Origin of the sequence: Pseudomonas sp. Tn43 (assembly GCF_014192635.1) — a bacterium.
Lineage (GTDB): Bacteria > Pseudomonadota > Gammaproteobacteria > Pseudomonadales > Pseudomonadaceae > Aquipseudomonas.
On the sequence record NZ_JACHYG010000002.1, the window covers coordinates 163,686 to 184,102 of the forward strand.

Annotated in this window: 24 protein-coding genes; 13 read left to right on the forward strand and 11 right to left on the reverse strand. The window is 58.3% G+C overall.

What is annotated here, in order from left to right; all coding sequences use genetic code 11:
- The first annotated feature begins 188 nt into the window (after positions 1-188).
- Positions 189-1,583: a Si-specific NAD(P)(+) transhydrogenase gene (gene sthA / locus FHW68_RS05015; protein WP_030128406.1), complete on the forward strand. Its 1,395-nt coding sequence runs from the start codon at positions 189-191 to the stop codon at positions 1,581-1,583.
- Positions 1,584-1,625: 42 nt separating this feature from the next.
- Here the strand turns inward: sthA and FHW68_RS05020 are convergent, their stop codons facing one another.
- Both FHW68_RS05020 and FHW68_RS05025 read right to left on the reverse strand, forming a co-directional pair.
- Entirely contained in the window at positions 1,626-2,348 is a 723-nt protein-coding gene (locus FHW68_RS05020; RefSeq protein ID WP_183679137.1) for a glycerophosphodiester phosphodiesterase, read from the reverse strand.
- A 14-nt stretch (positions 2,349-2,362) separates the two neighbouring features.
- Positions 2,363-2,944 (reverse strand): PilZ domain-containing protein, encoded by a 582-nt coding sequence (locus tag FHW68_RS05025; protein WP_095634218.1) that lies wholly within the window; start codon positions 2,942-2,944, stop codon positions 2,363-2,365.
- Positions 2,945-3,038: 94 nt separating this feature from the next.
- On the opposite strand from FHW68_RS05025, the gene FHW68_RS05030 reads away from it, so the two are divergent.
- From FHW68_RS05030 to FHW68_RS05040, 3 genes are all read left to right on the forward strand, one after another.
- Complete coding sequence (locus FHW68_RS05030; protein ID WP_095633972.1) at positions 3,039-4,289, forward strand: lipoprotein-releasing ABC transporter permease subunit; 1,251 nt, start codon at positions 3,039-3,041, stop codon at positions 4,287-4,289.
- Positions 4,290-4,296: 7 nt separating this feature from the next.
- Complete coding sequence (lolD, locus tag FHW68_RS05035; RefSeq protein WP_168185125.1) at positions 4,297-4,980, forward strand: lipoprotein-releasing ABC transporter ATP-binding protein LolD; 684 nt, start codon at positions 4,297-4,299, stop codon at positions 4,978-4,980.
- A 64-nt stretch (positions 4,981-5,044) separates the two neighbouring features.
- Positions 5,045-6,289 (forward strand): lipoprotein-releasing ABC transporter permease subunit, encoded by a 1,245-nt coding sequence (locus tag FHW68_RS05040; RefSeq protein WP_183679139.1) that lies wholly within the window; start codon positions 5,045-5,047, stop codon positions 6,287-6,289.
- 245 nt (positions 6,290-6,534) lie between these two features.
- On the opposite strand, the gene yegQ is transcribed toward FHW68_RS05040, so the two are convergent.
- Positions 6,535-7,869, reverse strand: a complete 1,335-nt coding sequence (gene yegQ / locus FHW68_RS05045) for a tRNA 5-hydroxyuridine modification protein YegQ (protein ID WP_183679141.1) — start codon at positions 7,867-7,869, stop codon at positions 6,535-6,537.
- 176 nt (positions 7,870-8,045) lie between these two features.
- Between yegQ and FHW68_RS05050 the strand changes: the two genes are divergently transcribed.
- Positions 8,046-9,107, forward strand: coding sequence for an AI-2E family transporter (locus tag FHW68_RS05050; protein ID WP_095633969.1), 1,062 nt, complete (start codon positions 8,046-8,048; stop codon positions 9,105-9,107).
- Here the strand turns inward: FHW68_RS05050 and FHW68_RS05055 are convergent.
- From FHW68_RS05055 to FHW68_RS05065, 3 genes are all read right to left on the reverse strand, one after another.
- The gene (locus FHW68_RS05055; protein WP_183679143.1) at positions 9,104-9,286 is read right to left on the reverse strand and encodes a hypothetical protein; all 183 of its coding nucleotides are present in this window, start codon (positions 9,284-9,286) and stop codon (positions 9,104-9,106) included. The two genes, FHW68_RS05050 and FHW68_RS05055, sit on opposite strands and share 4 nt — an antisense overlap.
- Before the next feature lie 100 nt (positions 9,287-9,386).
- Entirely contained in the window at positions 9,387-9,581 is a 195-nt protein-coding gene (locus FHW68_RS05060; protein WP_095633967.1) for a hypothetical protein, read from the reverse strand.
- A 193-nt stretch (positions 9,582-9,774) separates the two neighbouring features.
- Positions 9,775-10,143 carry a hypothetical protein gene (locus FHW68_RS05065; RefSeq protein ID WP_095633966.1) on the reverse strand — a complete coding sequence of 123 codons (369 nt, stop codon included), beginning with the start codon at positions 10,141-10,143 and terminating at the stop codon, positions 9,775-9,777.
- A 241-nt stretch (positions 10,144-10,384) separates the two neighbouring features.
- On the opposite strand from FHW68_RS05065, the gene FHW68_RS05070 reads away from it, so the two are divergent.
- Complete coding sequence (locus tag FHW68_RS05070; protein WP_183679145.1) at positions 10,385-11,203, forward strand: shikimate 5-dehydrogenase; 819 nt, start codon at positions 10,385-10,387, stop codon at positions 11,201-11,203.
- Positions 11,204-11,439: 236 nt separating this feature from the next.
- On the opposite strand, the gene FHW68_RS05075 is transcribed toward FHW68_RS05070, so the two are convergent.
- Positions 11,440-12,087, reverse strand: a complete 648-nt coding sequence (locus FHW68_RS05075) for a YceH family protein (RefSeq protein ID WP_095633964.1) — start codon at positions 12,085-12,087, stop codon at positions 11,440-11,442.
- 141 nt (positions 12,088-12,228) lie between these two features.
- Here FHW68_RS05075 and FHW68_RS05080 point away from each other — a divergent pair, with 141 nt between their 5' ends.
- Positions 12,229-12,738: a DUF1993 family protein gene (locus FHW68_RS05080; RefSeq protein ID WP_095633963.1), complete on the forward strand. Its 510-nt coding sequence runs from the start codon at positions 12,229-12,231 to the stop codon at positions 12,736-12,738.
- A 77-nt stretch (positions 12,739-12,815) separates the two neighbouring features.
- On the opposite strand, the gene sstT is transcribed toward FHW68_RS05080, so the two are convergent.
- A complete protein-coding gene (gene sstT, locus FHW68_RS05085; RefSeq protein ID WP_183679147.1) occupies positions 12,816-14,066 on the reverse strand; it encodes a serine/threonine transporter SstT in 1,251 nt (416 codons plus the stop codon).
- A 326-nt stretch (positions 14,067-14,392) separates the two neighbouring features.
- On the opposite strand from sstT, the gene FHW68_RS05090 reads away from it, so the two are divergent.
- Positions 14,393-15,547: an MFS transporter gene (locus FHW68_RS05090; RefSeq protein ID WP_183679149.1), complete on the forward strand. Its 1,155-nt coding sequence runs from the start codon at positions 14,393-14,395 to the stop codon at positions 15,545-15,547.
- Between the two features lie 4 nt (positions 15,548-15,551).
- Here the strand turns inward: FHW68_RS05090 and nhaR are convergent, their stop codons facing one another.
- Positions 15,552-16,451, reverse strand: a complete 900-nt coding sequence (nhaR, locus tag FHW68_RS05095) for a transcriptional activator NhaR (RefSeq protein ID WP_095633960.1) — start codon at positions 16,449-16,451, stop codon at positions 15,552-15,554.
- Positions 16,452-16,623: 172 nt separating this feature from the next.
- On the opposite strand from nhaR, the gene FHW68_RS05100 reads away from it, so the two are divergent.
- Both FHW68_RS05100 and FHW68_RS05105 read left to right on the forward strand, forming a co-directional pair.
- Complete coding sequence (locus FHW68_RS05100) at positions 16,624-16,866, forward strand: hypothetical protein (protein ID WP_095633959.1); 243 nt, start codon at positions 16,624-16,626, stop codon at positions 16,864-16,866.
- Positions 16,867-16,893: 27 nt separating this feature from the next.
- Positions 16,894-17,643: a TerC family protein gene (locus FHW68_RS05105; RefSeq protein ID WP_095633958.1), complete on the forward strand. Its 750-nt coding sequence runs from the start codon at positions 16,894-16,896 to the stop codon at positions 17,641-17,643.
- An 80-nt stretch (positions 17,644-17,723) separates the two neighbouring features.
- Here the strand turns inward: FHW68_RS05105 and FHW68_RS05110 are convergent, their stop codons facing one another.
- On the reverse strand, positions 17,724-17,894 hold the full coding sequence (locus tag FHW68_RS05110) for a hypothetical protein (protein WP_183679151.1): 171 nt from the start codon (positions 17,892-17,894) through the stop codon (positions 17,724-17,726).
- A gap of 171 nt (positions 17,895-18,065) precedes the next feature.
- Between FHW68_RS05110 and FHW68_RS05115 the strand changes: the two genes are divergently transcribed.
- The 3 genes from FHW68_RS05115 (at position 18,066) to FHW68_RS05125 (ending at position 19,339) form a co-directional block, all read left to right on the forward strand.
- The gene (locus FHW68_RS05115) at positions 18,066-18,794 is read left to right on the forward strand and encodes a hypothetical protein (protein WP_095633957.1); all 729 of its coding nucleotides are present in this window, start codon (positions 18,066-18,068) and stop codon (positions 18,792-18,794) included.
- A gap of 94 nt (positions 18,795-18,888) precedes the next feature.
- Positions 18,889-19,104 (forward strand): DUF6021 family protein, encoded by a 216-nt coding sequence (locus FHW68_RS05120; protein WP_095633956.1) that lies wholly within the window; start codon positions 18,889-18,891, stop codon positions 19,102-19,104.
- A gap of 10 nt (positions 19,105-19,114) precedes the next feature.
- Positions 19,115-19,339 carry a hypothetical protein gene (locus tag FHW68_RS05125; protein ID WP_095633955.1) on the forward strand — a complete coding sequence of 75 codons (225 nt, stop codon included), beginning with the start codon at positions 19,115-19,117 and terminating at the stop codon, positions 19,337-19,339.
- A 59-nt stretch (positions 19,340-19,398) separates the two neighbouring features.
- Here the strand turns inward: FHW68_RS05125 and pbpG are convergent, their stop codons facing one another.
- Positions 19,399-20,337, reverse strand: coding sequence for a D-alanyl-D-alanine endopeptidase (gene pbpG, locus FHW68_RS05130; protein WP_095633954.1), 939 nt, complete (start codon positions 20,335-20,337; stop codon positions 19,399-19,401).
- Positions 20,338-20,417: the final 80 nt, after the last annotated feature.

Here is a 20,417-nt window from a genome sequence, read left to right on the forward strand (position 1 = left end):
TTTTGATGACGTTGTAGTGCAGGCAAAACTAGCCTACGACGCGACCAAGGGGTAATGTGCCCGGCGTTGACGCTTCTATAGACTGTGTCCGGGTTCTGCACTGGCCCCAAATTGTTCCTTCACGCCGCAGATCGGCGTGATTTAGCCGCAGGTGCCGAGGGTGCCGCGGCCTGTTCTGAGGAGTATGCATGGCTGTCTACAACTACGACGTGGTGGTGTTGGGTTCCGGCCCGGCCGGAGAAGGCGCGGCAATGAATGCCGCCAAAGCAGGACGCAAGGTGGCGATGGTCGATAGCCGTCGCCAGGTCGGCGGCAACTGCACCCACCTGGGCACCATCCCGTCCAAGGCCTTGCGTCACTCGGTCCGGCAGATCATGCAGTTCAACACCAACCCGATGTTCCGGGCCATTGGTGAGCCGCGCTGGTTCTCGTTCCCGGACGTTTTGAAAAGCGCCGAAAAAGTCATCTCCAAACAAGTCGCCTCGCGCACCGGTTACTACGCCCGTAACCGTGTCGACGTGTTCTTCGGTACCGGCAGCTTTGCTGACGAGCAAACCATCGAAGTGGTCTGCGCCAACGGCGTGGTCGAAAAACTGGTGGCCAAGCACATCATCATCGCCACCGGTTCGCGCCCGTATCGCCCGGCCGACATCGATTTCCATCACCCGCGTATCTACGATAGCGACACCATCCTCAGCCTCGGCCATACCCCGCGCAAACTCATCGTTTACGGCGCTGGCGTGATCGGTTGCGAATACGCCTCGATCTTCAGTGGCCTGGGTGTGCTGGTCGAGCTGGTGGACAACCGGGGTCAGTTGCTGAGCTTCCTCGACTCGGAAATTTCCCAGGCGCTGAGCTATCACTTCAGCAACAACAACATCACAGTCCGTCACAACGAAGACTACGACCGCGTCGAAGGCGTGGACAACGGCGTGATCCTGCACCTGAAGTCCGGCAAAAAGATCAAGGCCGATGCCTTGCTCTGGTGCAACGGCCGTACCGGCAATACCGATCAGTTGGGGCTGGAAAATATCGGCGTGAAGGTCAACAGCCGTGGCCAGATCGAAGTCGACGAAAACTACCGCACCTGCGTGCCGAATATTTATGGCGCCGGTGACGTGATCGGTTGGCCGAGCCTGGCCAGTGCCGCCCACGACCAGGGCCGTTCGGCCGCTGGCAGCATCGTCGACAATGGCAGCTGGCGCTTCGTCAACGATGTGCCCACCGGCATCTACACCATTCCGGAGATCAGCTCGATCGGCAAGAACGAGCAGGAGCTGACTCAGGCCAAGGTGCCGTACGAAGTGGGCAAGGCGTTCTTCAAGGGTATGGCGCGTGCGCAGATTGCCGGCGAGCCGCAAGGCATGCTGAAGATCCTGTTCCACCGCGATACCCTGGAAGTGCTGGGCGTACACTGCTTCGGTTATCAGGCGTCGGAGATCGTGCACATCGGCCAGGCGATCATGAGTCAGCCGGGTGAGCTGAACACCCTGAAGTACTTCGTCAACACGACGTTCAACTACCCGACCATGGCTGAAGCCTATCGGGTAGCGGCGTACGATGGCCTCAACCGGCTTTTTTGAGCGGCTCCGGCCGGTGGCCTGAGCCGGCCGGGGAGACCGATTTCAGCAATTCTCGAGCGTGGCAGTGGCCAAACCGGGAAAGTCTGTAATCAGGCTGTCAACGCCGAAGTCGGCGAGTCTGCGCATCAGCGCGGGCTCGTTGACTGTCCACACCGACACATGCAGCCCCTGGCGCTGCGCCTTCTGCAGGCGTTCCGGCGTACACAGGGTCCAGTTCAGCGCCAGAATCTCACAGCCATAGTTTTGCGCGACCTTCAACGGGTCGAGCCAGGCGTATTCGGCCACCAGGCCGCGAGAGATGTCCGGCACCAGGTCCACCGCGGCTTTCAATACTTCGCGTGAACTCGAGGTAATCGTGACCTTGTCCAGGATGCCGAAACGCTGCGCCATTTCGCGAATCGCCAGCACGGTGGTCGCGGCACGGGTGCGTGATGCGCTTTTGACTTCCAGTTGCCAGTGCTCGAAGTCGCATTTCTCGAACAGTTCTTCCAGCTTTGGGATCGGGCAAGGTTTGATCCAGCCCGGGCCGCCCTTGCGTGCGTCGTAAGTCACCAGCTCCGCGGCGGTATGCTCGACTACTTTGCCGCGGCGCTCGGTGGTGCGTTTGAGGGTCGGGTCGTGGATCACCATCAACTCGCCGTCCTTGGACAGATGCAAGTCCAGCTCACAACGGCGCACGCCGTGCTTGAGGCATTGCTGAAAGCTGGTCAGGGTGTTTTCCGGTGCTTCGCCCTTGGCGCCGCGGTGGCCGTAGATAAGGGTCACGGTTATTCCTTAAATTAAATGCCTGATTCGTTTTGTTCACGAGCCAGGCGTCGTTCTTGTGCCTGTCGCTGCAAGATATAACGGGCCAGCAATTGTCGTTGGGCATCGGACAGGTATTCGAACTCGGTGCCGACATCGTAGCCTTCGCCCTTGCGGTCGCAATGGGTGACGCGGGCACGCAGCAGCAGGCCAAGGGCTTGCGGCATCAGCACCAGTTTGATCGACAGATGCGCGCCGGTGGCGATGGGCGTCGGATGCTGAAAGTCGATGCCTCCCTCGGATAGGGTCACTGGCTGCGGTTCGCCGATCTGCCCGAGCACGGTCAGGGCGACTACCTGGCTCAGCAGATCGATGCGTTTGTTCTGGGATTTCAGGAATGCGGCGATGGTCCGGTCGCGTTCGCTGATCTGTCGCAACAGGTGTTGCGATTCGAATTCGCTGAGGTGCAGCTCGCTGAGCAGGTTGAATAGAGGGGAAGCATCCTGCAACACTTCCTGGCCTGCGGCTTCGGGAGCAGACAGGGGCTGAATTTCCAGTGCGATCGTGTCCTCGATACGGTAGTATTCGCGGCGATCTTCTTCATCTAATGTCGACATGGCGAACCCATGGTAGCGGCGGTGGTCTGAGTGTAAAGCTGGTTATCGACCCCCGCCACAAGGACGTTCCTTTTCCCTCCGAACAAGCCCCGACATGTTCAGACCTCTCTTCGTATTTATTGGCACGCGTTATACCCGTGCAAAGCGTCGCAATCATTTTGTGTCATTCATTTCCCTGACCTCGATGATCGGACTCGCCCTCGGCGTGGTCGTGATGATCGTCGTGCTGTCGGTGATGAACGGCTTCGATCATGAAATGCGCACCCGCGTGCTGGGCATGGTGCCCCACGCGACCATCGAGTCCGGTGAGCCGATCAGCGACTGGCAAAGCCTGGCCGCCCAGGTCAAGCAGAATCCACAGGTGGCGGCGGTCGCGCCCTTCGTCCAGATGCAGGGATTGCTGACCAACAACGGCAAGGTTTCCAAAGTGCTGCTCAATGCCATCGACCCTGTGCAGGAACGGCAGGTGTCGATCATTGATAACTTCATGCAGCAGGGCAAACTCGATGACCTGGCGCCGGGCAGTTTCGGCATCGTCATCGGCGACAAGGCCGCGGCCAAGCTCGGCGTGGCGGTAGGCGACAAACTCACGTTTGTCGCGCCGGAAGTCACCGTGACCCCGGCCGGGATGTTCCCGCGCATGAAGCGCTTTACCGTGGTCGGCATCTTTCATGTCGGCGCCGGCGAGATCGACGGCTATCTGGGCATCACCCATCTGCAGGATCTGGCGAAGCTGCACCGCTGGAAGCCGGATCAGGTGCAGGGCCTGCGCTTGAAGTTCGATGACCTGTTCCAGGCACCACGCGTGGCGTGGACCATCGCTCAGCAACTTGGCGAAGATCAGTATTACGCTCGCGACTGGACCCGAACCCACGGCAACCTGTATCAAGCAATCCGCATGGAAAAAGCCATGATCGGCCTGCTCTTGCTGCTGATCGTCGCCGTGGCGGCGTTCAATATCATTTCCACGCTGGTGATGGTGGTGAACGACAAGAAGGGCGACATCGCGATCCTGCGCACCCTCGGCTCTACGCCAGGGCAGATCATGGCTATCTTCATGGTCCAGGGTACGGTCATTGGTGTGGTGGGTACGCTGATCGGCGCGGTGGTCGGGATCTTCGCCGCACTGAACGTCAGCGCCGCGATCTCTGCCCTTGAAGGGCTGATCGGCCATAAATTCCTGAACGCTGACGTGTATTTCATCGATTACCTGCCGTCGCAAGTGCAGAGCCAGGACGTGTTGATGGTCTGCGCCGCCGCGTTGGTTCTGAGTTTCCTCGCCACCCTGTATCCAGCCTGGCGTGCCGCGCGCACCCAGCCTGCGGAGGCGCTACGTTATGAGTGAGTCGGGCATGAGTGATAAAGCAATCTTGAGCTGCCGCAACCTGGGCAAATCCTACGTGGAAGGTCCGGAATCGGTAGAGGTTCTGGCGGGTCTGCAACTGGAATTGCACCCCGGTGAGCGCGTGGCGATCGTCGGCACCTCGGGTTCGGGCAAAAGTACCTTGCTCAACCTGCTGGGCGGCCTCGATACGCCGACCAAGGGCAGCGTCTGGCTGGCCGGTGAAGAACTCTCGGCACTGAACGAAAAGGCCCGTGGCCTGCTGCGCAACCGGTCGCTGGGTTTCGTTTACCAGTTCCACCACTTGCTGCCTGAGTTCACCGCGCTGGAAAACGTCTGCATGCCGTTGCTGATCGGTAGAACCGCGATCCCCGAAGCGCGTCAGCGTGCGACGGCGTTGCTGGAGCGGGTAGGGCTGGGCCATCGTCTGGAGCACAAGCCGGCAGAATTGTCCGGTGGCGAACGCCAGCGTGTGGCCATCGCCCGCGCCCTGGTGAACAAGCCAGGCTTGGTGATGCTCGACGAGCCAACCGGCAACCTCGACTCCCACACCGCCCAGGGCATTCAGGATTTGATGCTCGAACTCAGCACCTCGATGCGCACCGCGTTCCTGGTGGTGACCCACGACATGAACCTGGCTCGCCAGATGGATCGCGTCCTGCATTTGCAGGAAGGTTACCTGACCCCCATCTGATTGACCGAAACCCGGCGTACTGAACAGTACGTCGGGTCTTTTATTTTTATACGGTGCCCAGCGAATGTTCAGACCGTTATCGATCTTTATCGGCGCGCGCTATACCCGCGCCAAGCGCCGCAATCGCTTTGTTTCCTTCATCTCGATGACCTCGATGATCGGCCTCGCCCTGGGCGTGCTGGCGATGATCGTGGTGTTGTCGGTAATGAATGGCTTCCAGCGCGAAATGAGCTCGCGCATTCTCGGCATGGTGCCCCACGCGACCATCGTCGGTGTGAACCCTATCGACGATTGGCAGCCGGTGGCCGCCGCGGCGATGAAGAATCCTGAAGTGATGGCGGCGGTGCCGTTCACCGAGATGGAAGGCATGCTGTCCTACAAGGGCACGATGCAGCCGATCCAGGTCAGTGGTGTCGACCCGGCGCTGGAAGGCCAGGTGTCGATCGTTGCCAAGCACATTGTTCAGGGGCGTCTGGATGCCTTGAAGCCCGGCGAGTTCGGCGTGGTGATCGGTGAGATCACCGCACGACGCTTTCGCTTGAGCGTTGGCGACAGGATCACCCTGATCGTGCCGGAAATCAGCACCGCACCGGGCGGCATCACCCCGCGCATGCAACGACTGAATGTGGTCGGCGTGTTCAAGGTTGGCGCCGAGCTGGACGGCTCCATGGCGCTGATCCACCTCGCTGATGCCGCGCAGATGCAACACTGGCAACCGAATCAGGTGCAGAGCGTGCGCCTGGCGGTGAAGGACCTGTACGCCGCCCCACAAGTGTCGAGCGACATCGCGACAGGCCTCGGCGCTGCCTACAAGGCTGACGACTGGACCCACACCCAAGGCAGTCTGTTCAGCGCGATGAAGATGGAAAAAACCATGATCGGCTTGCTGCTGCTGATGATCGTTGCAGTGGCGGCATTCAACATCATCGCCACCCTGATCATGGTGGTGAACGACAAGGGCGCGGACATCGCGATACTTCGCACCATCGGCGCGACACCTCGGCAGATCATGGCGATCTTCATGGTGCAGGGCACGGTGATCGGAGTCGTCGGCACTTTGATTGGCGGCGTGCTGGGCGTGATTGCAGCGCTGAACGTCAGTGAACTGGTGGGCTGGATGGAGCGGGTCAGCGGGCAACACATCTTCAGTTCCGACGTGTACTTTGTCAGTAACTTGCCGTCGGAACTGCAGGGCGCGGATGTGTTGTTGATCTGTTCCGCCGGTTTCATCATGAGCTTTTTGGCGACGGTGTATCCGGCTTGGCGGGCAGCGAAAGTGGAGCCGGCTACTGCGTTGCGGTATTCGTGAGTCGTTCAGTCGTTTTCGCGGGCAAGCCTCGCTCCTACAGGCGCGACTCTCTGTCATGCCAACCTTTGTGGCGAGCGTGCTTGCTCGCATTGGGCTGCGTAGCGGCCCCAAAAATCTGATAACAATCACTGATTTTTGTGAGTGCTACGCACTCAAGCGGGAGCAAGCTCCCTCGCCACAGGTTACTCACTGACTCAAGACTCTTAAGTGAACAGAATTGCGTTCCTGCACGAAGGGCTTGTCGCTCAGGTTCCCTGGTTCATGTTGACATCGCGCATCAATAACCCAAAGCGCAGATCCACCGCATCCGGTATCGGCAAATACACCGTGTGCCCGTCCCCCGGTGCCACGTCAACCGCCTCGCCTTTGGCGTTCTGCAACTGGTGCAAATCGAAGTGGAAATTGCCCTTGGGCGTCATCAGTTCCATGTGATCGCCCAGACCAAAGCGATTCTTTACCCGCACTTCCGCCAGCCGATCCCGGCGTTCGCCGGTCAACTCGCCCACGAACTGCTGGCGCTCTGAAACCGAACTGCCATTCTGGTAGTTCTGATATTCATCATGCACATGTCGACGCAGAAAACCTTCGGTGTAACCACGTTGGGCCAGGGATTCAAGGTCGGTCATCAAGCTGCGATCAAACGTTCGGCCTGCCACTGCATCATCGATTGCGCGGCGATACACCTGAGTCGTGCGCGCGCAATAGAAATGCGATTTGGTCCGGCCTTCGATCTTCAATGAATGCACACCCATTTGCGTCAGACGCTCCACATGCTGCACGGCGCGCAAGTCCTTGGCGTTCATGATGTAGGTGCCGTGTTCGTCCTCGAATGCCGGCATCAGGTCGTCAGGGCGATTGGCTTCTTGTAGCAAGAACACTTGATCGGTCGGCGCGCCGATGCCCAGGGTTGGTTCGGGGCGGAACTGCTGGACGATTTCACCGAGCTGATTTTCGCTGGCCGGTGTCGCCGAGTACTTCCAGCGACAGGCGTTGGTGCAACTGCCCTGATTGGCGTCGCGCTTGTTCATATAGCCCGACAACAGACAGCGCCCGGAATAGGCCATGCACAACGCGCCGTGGACGAACACTTCCAGCTCCATCGCCGGGACCTGCTGACGGATTTCGGCGATTTCTTCCAGCGACAGTTCGCGGGACAAAATGATCCGGTTCAAGCCCTGTTGCTGCCAGAACTCGACGCTGGCCCAGTTCACGGTGTTGGCCTGTACTGAGAGATGGATCGGCATCTGCGGGAAGTGCCGACGTACCAGCATGATCAAACCGGGGTCGGACATGATCAGCGCATCCGGCGCCATGGCGATTACCGGTTCAAGGTCCTTCAAGAATGTTTTGAGCTTGGCGTTGTGCGGGGCGATGTTCACCACCACGTAAAAGCGTTTGCCCTGAGCCTGGGCTTCGGTAATGCCGAGGGCGAGGTTGGCATGGTCGAATTCGTTGTTACGCACCCGCAGGCTGTAGCGCGGCTGGCCGGCATATACCGCGTCGGCGCCGTAGGCGAAGGCATAACGCATGTTTTTCAGGGTGCCGGCAGGTGCAAGCAATTCCGGGGGCGTGAGCGTCATGGCGCAGGTCATGGCAGTATCGATCGCAAAAGCCGGCAAGGGTAAATGGCTTATCCGTGGGGTTTATTGATCTGGATCTATGCTTGATGAATAAACGGATGGCACTCGTGCGAGCCGTGGCGGACTAAATACCAGAACGCGCAAACGGCGCCCCTGCGCACTGACATGGATCGGACATGAACGAAACGAAGCTGCAAAACACCTCGCTGATGGTCTTGCTGACGCTGGTGAGCATCGCCTTCATCTGGATTCTGCTGCCGTTTTACGGTGCGGTGTTCTGGGCGGTCATTCTCGGTATTCTGTTTGCGCCGTTGCAGCACCAACTGCAACGCAGGTTCGGCTTGCCCCACAATCTCACGGCCCTGTGCACCTTGATTCTCTGTGTACTGATTGCGATCTTGCCGGTAATCACCATCAGTACCTTGTTGGTTCAAGAAGGTGCGGCGCTCTACAACAAAATCGAAAGCGGCGAACTGGACATTGCCGGGTATGTGTCACAGTTCAAGCAAAGCCTGCCGCCGTATTTTCAGTACGTGCTCGATCGTTTCGGCATGGGCGAGCTGAGCGGGTTACGGGAAAAAATCATCAAGAGCACGATGCAGGGCAGCCAGTTTGTCGCGACCAAGGCGTTCAGTTTTGGTCAGGGCACATTCGAGTTCGTGGTGGGTTTTTTTGTCATGCTCTATCTGCTGTTTTTCTTCCTGCGGGACGGGTCCGAACTGGCGCGCAAAGTACGTGCGGCGATACCCCTGGAAGATACCCAGAAGCGCCGTTTGCAACTCAAGTTCAATCGTGTGGTGCGAGCCACGGTGAAGGGCAACGTGGTGGTGGCGATCACGCAAGGGGCATTGGGTGGTTTTATTTTCTGGTTTCTGGACATCCCGAGCGTACTGCTCTGGGCGGTGTTGATGGCGTTTCTGTCGCTGTTGCCAGCGGTGGGCGCGGGGATCGTCTGGATACCGGTTGCAGCGTATTTCCTGTTCACTGGCGCGATGTGGCAGGCCACGGTGCTCACGTTGTTTGGCGTATTCGTGATCGGCCTGGTGGACAACGTCCTGCGACCGATCCTGGTGGGCAAGGACACCAAAATGCCAGACTACCTGATCCTGATCTCGACCTTGGGCGGCCTGGCGCTTTTTGGCTTGAACGGTTTTGTCATCGGCCCGTTGATCGCGGCATTGTTCGTATCGAGCTGGGCGATTTTCATCGATTCCAAGCCAAAAATTCAGCTGCCTTAAGCACTGAGCTGGCCCGAGCCGATACGTTGTGACAAGGCTTGGGCGGCGGGAAGCGAGGTGAGTGGACCACTGATAGCCTCGCCGTCCTGCATCAGATACCAACAAGCGAGTAACCCTCTCGCCCTGAGCGTTGCGGGAACGGCGCTGCCGATAACAGACATGATCTGGACCTGAGTCATAAGTACCTCCATTAATCTATGGAGCTACCTTACGGATCGGACGCTTGAACGGACAATCAACGCTTTCGATAGTCGTCATTGATGCCAATGAGTCCTGCGTTCAATCCACTACTTGATCGAGCATATGCACCAGTTCCCGCTCATTGAGCAGGCCTTTGCGCACCAGGTTTTCTGCCAGCAGCGAGAGAAACTTTGCGCTGCGATGGCCTTCCAGGTGTTTGAGTTCGGTCAGTGCGTTGTACACCTTGCCGGAAGTGCACAAGCCGACAATGCGATGCGGGTTTTGTGTGGGCATGTAGGCCGTCCTAGTTGTTATCAACCTGTTGTTTATGGACAGTTCCAAGCTTGCGGACCTGACATGGCATCAATATGACCAACTTTAGCTGTCGATACTGTCCCGACAGCGACCTTGGCGAGATGTATTCAGACTGCGTCCAGCCAGTGGTCATAAAAAGGCCCCGCTGTTACAGCGGGGCCTGATGAGCGTGTTACCAGCGGTCGCCACGATAATAGCCATGGGGATGGCCGTAATAGCCGCGCGGTGGACCATACGCACGTGGCGGACCGTAATAGATAGGGGCCGGGCGGTAGTAATAGATCGGTTGTTGTACGTACACCGGCGCCGGTTGGTAATAAACAGGCGGTGGCTGCACGTATACCGGTTGTGGCTGCACGTAAACCGGTTGCTCGACATACACTGGCCGGTCACGACTGATAATTGCTGAGCCGATGATTGCCGAGCCGACGATCGCACCAAACACAGCCGGACCTTCCCAGCCACGACCACCTGCATCTGCCTGCCCTGCGATAGCGAGAGCACCGATCAGCAGGGCTACTGTGGGGATTTTACGGATCATGATAGTTCCTCGGTTCTTCGACCCGGCGCTCGCGTCTGCAATAGACTCAAGTTGTCGCGGGGATACTTCTAAGACAGCTTTTTTCTGAAAATCAGCACAGCCATTGGGTAAATTTTGTGTAAGGTCTGTACCGGCTTCTTTACGCTCCTGTGTGCCTACCGTGGACAGGCTTTTATGATTGATCAGACCTGATGGAATGGCTAATCCCGTCCATCTGAAAGTGTTATTGAAGGAGATTGCAATGCAGATGAACCCCAACAGAGACACTCAATTGTGCATGTCGCTTTCGGGGCGTCCCGGCAACTTCGGCCTGCGGTTTCACAACCATCTGTACGAACAACTGGGTCTGAATTTCTACTACAAGGCTTTCAGCAGCCAGGACTTGCCGGGCGCCGTGGGCGGCATCCGCGCCTTGGGCATTCGGGGGTGCGGGGTATCGATGCCATTCAAGGAGGCTTGTATTGCGTTGGTCGATGAGCTGGATGCATCGGCTGAGGCTATCCAATCGATCAACACTATCGTCAACACCAACGGTCACCTGAAGGCTTACAACACCGATTACATTGCCATTGCCCAATTGCTTGAAACCCATCAAGTGCCCAAGGATTCGACTTTTGCCCTGCGCGGCAGCGGCGGCATGGCCAAGGCTGTGGCCAGTGCGTTGCGTGATGGCGGCTACGAAAACGGCGTAATCGTGGCCCGTAACGAGCCCGCCGGGCGTGCATTGGCTGAATCGTTGGGTTACTCATGGCAGGCGGAGTTGGGAAGCGACCGCCCGCGGATGCTGATCAACGTCACGCCCATTGGCATGGCGGGCGGGCCGGAAGCGGATCAACTGGCGTTCGAGCCAGAAGCCATCGCTGCGGCCGAGACTGTCTTCGATGTGGTAGCAATCCCCTCGGAAACACCGTTAATCGTGCGCGGTCGTGCCGAAGGCAAACGGGTCATCACCGGGCTGGAAGTGATTGCGATCCAGGCACTGGAACAGTTCGTGTTGTACACCGGCGTGCGGCCGACTGATGAGCAATTCCGCAAAGCCGTGGCGTTTGCCCGCAGCTGACAGTTGACTGTACTGGCCCCATCGCGGGCAAGCCCGCTCCCACAGGTCCAGCGTTGGGAACGGACTTGCCCACTCGGTCTCCTGCCAACCCCCCAAGAGTTGAACGCAAACCCGTGGCGAGGGGGCTTGCCCCCGTTCGGCTGCGAAGCAGTCGTAAACCTGTTACTTGGGATTTTAATTTGAAATGCCGAGGCCGCTTCGCGACCCAACGGGGGCAAGCACGGGCGTCTGTTTGGCTATTCGAGGCGAGCCAAGCGCTCTTCCAGTGCCGCAATCCGCGCTTCAAGCTCTTCGATTCGCTCAACCGACACGCCGCTACTGGTACTACGTTCCACCGGATTCTGTCGGGCAGCCAGGATCGCTTCGATGTCCGCCGGATCGCCCAGTGCATGCATGTAACGGTCTTCGCGCTGGCCAGCCTGGCGCGGGATCAATAGCGCCAGGCCTCTGGCGATCAAACGCTCAAGTTGATGCACCACCTGCTCGGCGTCTTCGAAGTCGTGCATGCGGCCACTGCGGGTCAGCAGTTCGTTGACCGTCTGCGGGCCACGCAGAAACAACAACCCCGTCAGAATCACCTGCGCCGGCACCAGTTCCAGCGCCTTGTCGACCCGATGCTCCCAGCGGTCGGCACGGCTGCCCATCACCAGTCTGGTAAAGCCGCGCCCCTCCAGGACGCGCAAGCTCTGGCCGACCTGGCCCTGGCTCAAGTTCATCACCGGTTCGCGGCTGGTTTTCTGATTACAGGCAATCACCAGCGCATTGAGCGTCAGCGGATAAGTTTCCGGGCTAGTGGCCTGTTTCTCGATCAACGAGCCCAGAATACGAATTTCCGTGCTGTTGAGCCGCGGTTCGTCGAAGGTCGTTTCTTGCTCAGTGCTCATCGCGCTTTTCCCTATGCAGTCGAAGCATGCAGTCGAAGCCGACTAGCCTAATCCTTGCAGGATAAAAGACAAGCCGCAGGGCAGTCGCGCATGGCTATAATCGCTCCACGTTTTTACTCCTGTCACCACACGAGACCAATCATGACTATTTCCCTCTACGCCGCTTCCGTTCCGGTTTTCCAGCAAATGCTCAATGCCCTGAGCAACAACCTGAGCAAGGCCGAAGCCCACGCTACCGCGAAAAACATCGACCCGAACGCGTTCCTGCAAGCCCGTCTGTACCCGGACATGTTCCCGTTGGTGCGTCAGGTACAGATCGCGGTAGATTTCGCCAAAGGCGTATCGGCGCGTCTGGCTGAAGTCGAACTGCCGAAATATGACGACACCGAAACCACCTTCGCCGAACTGCAAGCATTGATCGCCAAGGTTCTGGCCTTCATCGGCGAGATCAAGCCTGAGCAGATCAACGGCAAGGAAGGCATCGAGATCGTTACCCGTCCGGGCACCCCTAAAGAGAAGCGCTTCACTGGCCAGGCTTACTTGCTGAGCTACGGTTTGCCGCAGTTTTTCTTCCACGTCACCACCGCTTACGCACTGCTGCGTCACAATGGCGTGGAAGTGGGCAAGCGCGATTACATGGGCGCGTTCTAAACCGCCAGGAACAAAAAAGCCCGCCAAGGTGTAAGCCTTGGCGGGCTTTTTCGTTTTGCTGTCCTACGGGAACGTTGTTACGCCAGACGCCGGGCTTCCCGGGCTTTCTGGGTCTTTTGATCCTCGCCCTGGCACGCCGCTGCGGTGAACAACACGTCAGTGGAGGAGTTCAGCGCGGTTTCCGCCGAGTCCTGCAACACACCGATGATGAAGCCGACCGCGACCACTTGCATGGCGATTTCGCTCGGGATGCCGAACAGGCTGCATGCCAGCGGAATCAGCAACAGCGAGCCGCCGGCCACGCCCGAGGCGCCACAGGCGCAGATTGCCGCGACAATGCTGAGCAGGATGGCCGTCGGAATATCCACGGCGATGCCCATGGTGTGCACGGCGGCGAGGGTCAACACGGTGATGGTGATCGCCGCACCGGCCATGTTGATGGTAGCGCCGAGCGGGATCGACACCGAATAGGTATCTTCGTGCAGACCCAGACGCTTGCTCAGCTCCAGGTTGACCGGGATGTTCGCCGCCGAACTGCGAGTGAAAAACGCAGTGATGCCGCTCTCGCGCAGGCAGGTGAATACCAGCGGATACGGATTGCGACGCAGCTTCCAGAACACGATCGCCGGGTTCATCACCAGCGCCACGAACAGCATGCAGCCCAGCAACACGGCCAGCAGATGCATGTAACCGATCAAGGCGCCGAAACCGGAAGTGGCGAGGGTCGAGGCCACCAGGCCGAAGATCCCCAGCGGCGCAAAGCGGATCACCACCCGCACGATAACCGTTACGCCATTGGACAAATCACCCAGCACCTCGCGGGTGGTTGCACCGGCATGGCGAATCGCAATGCCCATGCCGATCGCCCACGCGAGAATACCAATGAAATTGGCGTTCATCAGTGCGCTGACCGGGTTATCGACCACGCTCAGTGCCAGGCTTTGCAGCACTTCGCTGATGCCGCCCGGTGCGCTCACCGCAACATCCTGGGTAGCCAGCACCAGGCTCGACGGAAACAGCGTACTGGCGACCACTGCCACGACGGCTGCCGCGAAGGTGCCCAGCAAATACAGAAACAGAATCGGCCGGATGTGGGTTTCCTGGCCATGTTTATGGTTGGCAATCGACGCCATGACCAACACGAATACCAGAATCGGCGCGACAGCCTTGAGTGCCGACACGAACACTTTGCCAATGAAGGCGGTGGATTTGGCCAACTCGGGCGCGAACAACGCCAAGGCAATCCCGGCGATCAGGCCGATGATGATTTGGGTGACCAGGCTGCTGCGTTTCAGGCGTTGCAAGAGCGAAGGGGATGAAGCGGTCATAACGGCATCTCTGATTTTATTAGGGTGCAGGGTTCTACTCATGCAGCAAAAAGCCGGGCAGGCCACATGGAGGGAACCGAAGGGTCGCTACATCAATGCCTTGAGGCCGATGAGCAAAGTATAAGTACCGCGGGCCGCGGACTTTATCACAGCGTAGCCATGATCCTTCAGACCTGTGACGATCTGCCGCCCGATGGCTCAACGCGATTTGCAGGTTCGTGCAACCTCGTCCGCAAACACTCTGTTAAGCTTCGCCATCCTCATTTTCAAGTTTTGCCAGTGAGCCTTCGGGCTGTCGCTGGTGTCGTCGTTTTCTGGAGTTCTGCATGCTGTTGCCCATTCTTCTGTTGTCCGCCGCCGGTTTTACGGTGTTGACCACGGAATTCATCATCGTCGGCCTGTTGCCGGCAATCGCCCGTGACCTGAACGTCAGCATCCCTCAAGCGGGTTTGCTGGTGACCCTGTTCGCCTTTACCGTGGCCGCTTTCGGACCGTTCCTGACCGCGTACTTTGCAAGGTTTGAACGGCGCAAGCTGTTCATCAGTGTGCTGATCATGTTCGGCCTGGCCAACACGCTGGCGGCACTGGCGCCGAACATCGGGGTGATGGCCATTGCGCGATTGATTCCGGCGCTGGGGTTGCCGGTGTTCTGGGCGTTGGCCAGTGAAACCGCAGTGGATATCGTTGGGCCGGACTACGCCGGGCGAGCGATCGCCAAGATCGGTTTCGGCATTGTCTGCGCCACGGTGTTCGGCATTCCCGTCGGCACGCTGATTTCCGATGCGTTCGGCTGGCGCAGTGCTTTCGGCATTCTGGCGGTGATCGCGTTTGCCAAGGCGTTGCTGCTGTTTATCTACCTGCCGAAAACCAACCTGCATCAGCATCAGGTGAGCTTCCGTTCGCAGTTCAAAATCCTGCGCAGCCCATTGATGTTGGGGCATGTGCTGTTATCGATCCTGGTGTTCAGCGGCATGTTCACCGCGTACACCTACCTGGCGGACATTCTTGAGCGGCTTGCCGGTTTCAACGGCACGGTAGTCGGCTGGTGCCTGATGGGCTTTGGCGCGGTCGGCTTGATCGGCAACTCGCTGGGCGGCCGTGCGGTGGATCGACATCCGTTGATCGCTTCGGTGACATTCTGTGCCTTCATGATTGCCGGCATGGTGGCCTTGGTGCCGAACATTCACTCACCCCTCGGTCTGGCGGCAGCGATGGGAATTTGGGGCGTGACTCAGGCCGCGCTGTTCCTGGTCAGCCACGTGCGCCTGATGAAGGCTGCTCCTGAAGCACCGGCCTTCGCTGCATCGCTTAACATCGCCGGGGCCAATCTCGGAATCGGTCTGGGCGCGATGGTCGGTGGGCGAGTGATCGACCATGTGGGCCTGGGTGGCCTGGGATTCGCGGCGGCCGCTTTTATCCTGGTCTCGATCTTGTTGGCGATGGCGCTGATGACGTTCAAGCCTCGGGAAATCTGCGCCTGAGGCCTCACATCTCGACAAACAGCTCGCGTCGGGCGCCTTCGGTAATGGCGACAATGCCGGGGTGCTTGACTTTGCGTTCCACGGAGATGGCGTAGAACGACTCTCGTACCGCATCGGTCTGGCCGATCAACTCCACGTCGCATTGGCGTTTCACTTCGTCGGCAATCACGCTCGGGCCGATGAATATTCCGCTGCCGGATTGGCCGAAGGCCTGCATCAGGGCGCTGTCGTCGAATTCGCCGACGATCCGCGGCTGGATCTGCTGTTCGGCAAACCAGCGTTGCAAGCGACTGCGCACCACGGTTTCCGGCCCGGGAATCAACAGTGGGGCGCCGTGCAGGCTGTGGGGGAATTGCTGGCCATACCGCGTCGCCAATTCTGTGGTGGCGAAGAAGCTGATGCCGCATTCGCCGAGCTTCTGGCTGTAGCCCTTGATGTCCAGATTGGAGGGCATCGGGCTGTCGGAAATCACCAGGTCAAGGCGCTGAATCGCCAGGTCGGCAAGCAAGCGTTCCAGTTTGTCTTCGCGACAGGTGATACGCAGGGGCTCGCTCAATTCCATGGTCGGTGCGATCAGGCGATAAACGATGGATTTGGGCACCACGTCGGCGACGCCTACCCGAAACAGAATCTGTTGCTCATTGGGCTGCGCCCGCAGCATCAATTCCAGTTCGCCACCGAGTTGGAACATCTGCTCGGCGTAAGGGAGCGTCTGACGCCCGGCTTCGGTGAGTTCCAGCTGCCGGCCGACCCGGCGAAACAACTCGATGCCATAGGTTTGCTCGAGCAGGGAAATCTGCCCGCTGATGGTCTGTGGCGTCAGGTTCAATTGCTCGCAGGCGCGCACAATGCTGCCGGTCTTGGCCACCACCCAGAAATAATGCAGCTGCCGGTAATTCAACATGTTGGTGAAACCCCTTGTTCACATCATCCGTAGGCGTACGCCATATGGATTCGTCAAAACCGAAGTATAACCGCTGAAAATACGAATTTTTCTGAAGTGTTTGCTTCCTTAGAATGCTTCGTCATCGACGGATCGCCTTTTCGGTTCTGTCTGTTCTATCGAGGGAAGCATCATGAAGCTTAAAACCACGGCACTGTTAATCACGTCTTTACTGGTGTTGGCCGGTTGCGACCAGGCCGAGAAAAGCGCTCAGCAATTGATGGGCAAGGCTGCCGAAAGCGCCAAACAGGCGATTGACGATACCCACAAAGCGGCAGAGCAAGCGCTTAGCGATGCCACGGGCGGTTTGATCAGTAAAAAAGAACAATCGGCCAAAGAGACGGACAAAACCGACTCTTCGTCCCAGGAAATCTAAACCGTTTAAACGAGTCAGGACTGACCCATGGAATATTTTTTAGAACTTGCTGCAAGCCCCACCGCCTGGGTCGCCCTGGCCACGCTGGTGGTGATGGAAATCGTACTCGGCATCGATAACCTGATCTTTATCTCGATCCTCACCAACAAACTGCCCGAACAGCATCGCCAGAAAGCGCGGCGCATCGGTATTGGCATGGCGTTGATCCTGCGCCTGGCGCTGTTGAGCACCATTGCGTTCATCGTCCAACTGACCGAGCCGGTGATCGATATTCTCGGCCAGGCGTTCTCTTGGAAGGACATGATCCTGATTGCCGGTGGCCTGTTCCTGTTGTGGAAGGCGACCACCGAGATCCATCACAGCCTGGACCCGGCGCCGGATGATCCGACCTCGGCCACCTCGACCGTGACCCTGGGTTTTGCTGCTGCGATCGGTCAGATCCTGATGCTGGACATGGTGTTCTCCATCGACAGCATCATTACCGCCGTCGGCATGACTGAGCATTTGCCCATCATGATCATCGCGGTGGTGGTGTCGGTACTGGTGATGTTGCTGGCCGCAGACCCTCTGGCCAAGTTCATCAACGACAACCCGACGGTGGTGATGCTGGCGCTGGGCTTCCTGATCATGATCGGCATGACGCTGATCGCCGAAGGTTTCGGCGCCCACGTACCGAAAGGCTACATCTACGCGGCCATGGCGTTCTCGGCCACCATCGAAGGCTTGAACATGCTGTCGCGTCGGGTAAAGCAGAAGCGCATCGCCGCTCAAGCGTAACCTTCGTTAAATGAAACGGCCGCCTGAACTTGAAAAAAGTCCAGGCGGCCGTTTTCGTTTGGATAATCGAGAAACGCCGGTCAGTGCGCGGTGACGGGGCGGGCAGCCGGCTGATCGGTTTTCGCCGCGGGCGCCGATTGAGCCGGGTGGTGATGATGCCGGCGGGTAATGCGCAAAACGCCCCACAGCATGGCTGTGGCCACGGCCAGCCAGCCGAAGATCAACATTACAATGGTCATTGTCAGGCTCATCAGTGCCTCCTCTTTGCCCTGCATCGGGCACTCGCACACACTTTGCAACTGACAGTCTAGCCCTTGCTGTATTTCAGGCTATTGACCAAAGGTCGTTTGGCACCAACCTGTTCGCTCTATCGAATGCAATCAACTGCCGGTTAAGGCTATACCGCTGCCGTGCGGCGTCCTATGATCGACGGCCAAGCCGGGAGTGCCGATACCCGGCGTTTGAACAAGAGAGTGATGATGGTGCGGGTATTTTCTCGAATTCGATCTTTAGTGCTGATCGCTGGCTGTGTTGCCGGCCTGGCGGGTTGTGCGGGAAGCGTGGCGCCTGAGATCAAACGTCTGCCAGAGCGTGTCGAACTCAGCGGTACATTTTATCGAGGGCAAAGTTACCAAAGCGGGCCCCAGGTGCTGGCCAGCCTGCTGTCCGGGCAGGGCATCGTGATAACCCCGGGGTTGCTCGACAAACCCCTGCATTTGCCGGGTGCCGAGGACCGTTTGCAGCAGAACATGCAAGATCTTGCCCGTGAATACGGGATGGTGGTCTATCCCCTCGACAGCCATTTGCCGGCGCTGCTGGCCCAGGTTGCGGCCGGTTACCCGGTAATGGTGCGCTTCACTGAAGGCGCGGCGTTCTGGGCAGAACCCCGATACGCCATCCTTGCCGGTTATAACCGGCAGAAACAGACAGTGTTGCTGCGCGCCGGGATGGATCGTCGGTTGCTGATGGGGTTCAGCGCCTTTGAATCGGCGTTCGAGAATGCCGGTGGCTGGGCCGTATTGATCCAGAAGCCCGACCAGATTCCGGCCAATGTCGATCAGCAGCGCTGGCTGAAAGCGGCGAGCGATCTTGCCCAGTCAGGTCAAGAACGAGCGGCAGCCCGGGCGAAAAAAGCGTTGAGCGCACCGTAGTTCCGTTCGTCATCTTGCAGGGCACCACTCAGGGTTATTGGTCTCTCATATAAAGGGCCCGGTTACTTTACCGGGTCGTGATCAGGAGGCGCCCATGGCTCATTCCAATACCCCTGTCGGCCCGCACTCATCCGAGCATTCGTCTGATAATGAGTTGGGCTTCGACCCCGATTCTCCGGACCTCGCCGATCCTCAGGTCGATCCCATCGGCCCTGCCAAAGCGCCGAAGGATGTAAAGCCGGGTGAGGCGGGAAAAAAGGCTCCCGCGAAGCCTTACGATCCACTTGGCGATCTCAAACCCAAGTCCTAGTGAGGTGCATATGTCTACCGATTCGAGCTTCGACGACAAACGTCCAGATCCTCCAGACAGTGTTCCAACCACCCCCGAGGCGGATCTGGATCCGGTGATGGACCCGGACAGCCCATTGCGGGACCCGTTGGCCAGGCCGACCGTGGTACCCACCAAGCATCCGCAAGGCTGGAAAGACCCAAGTGCGGGGGATGGCATTCCGGATGACGATCAGATGCCGTTGCCCAATGATTAGTCCTGGATAAAAAAAGCCCCGAAAATTCGGGGTTTTTTTATTTTGGAGGCGTTTGGGGTTTATTTCGATGCTTCAACCACGCCGGTTTGGCGATGCTTGAGATTTTTGTCGGATTTGTACTGCAGGGCTACGGCCGGCACGCTGGCGCTCTTGCCGGTTTCGACCCAGCTGCGAATCCGGCTGGCATCGGCAAAGTGCGTGTACTTGCCGAAGGCATCGAGAATCACCAGTGCCATTGGCCGATCGCTCATATGGGTCACCAGCACCAGGCAGTGACCGGCCGCGTTGGTAAAGCCGGTTTTGGTCAGTCTGATGTCCCAGTTTGGCTTGTTGACCAAATGGTCGGTGTTGCGAAAACCCAGGCTGTAATTGGGTTTACGGAACCTGACGGTTTTTTCCTTGGTGGTGCTCAGTTGAGTCAATAGCGGGTATTTATGTGCAGCGATCAGCAGCTTGCTCAGGTCGCGAGCGGTGGACACATTGCGAGGAGAGAGGCCTGTCGGTTCGACAAAATGCGTACTGGTCATTCCCAGCGCTTTGGCTTTGGCGTTCATGGCGGCAATGAACGCAACATAACCGCCCGGATAGTGATGAGCCAGGCTGGCAGCTGCACGGTTTTCCGAGGACATCAGGGCAATCAGCAGCATCTCTCGGCGGGGCAATTCGCTTTTGAGCTTGACCCGGGAAAACACGCCTTTCATTTCCGGGGTGTCGCTGATGTTGATGGAAAGATATTCGTCCATGTTCTGCCGGGCTTCTACCACCACCAGACCAGTCATCAGTTTGCTGACGGATGCGATTGGCACTACGACGTCAGGGTTGCTGGCATAGATCACTTTGTTGGTTTGCATATCCATCAGCAAGACACTGCCGGAAGCGATCTTCAGTTGTGAGGTGTCTCGAGGTGCGGCGGTGGTTTCTGCAGCGTTGATCGTTGGCGTGGTGAAAGTCCCTGTAAATGCAAAAAACAGGCTCAGAATTGAAAGACGGATTTTCACGCTGGCGGACTCATAAAAGGTGGATATACCGTTTTGTAACGGGCTGTTTCTTTAAAAAGCGACGCATTTTAGGAGTATGG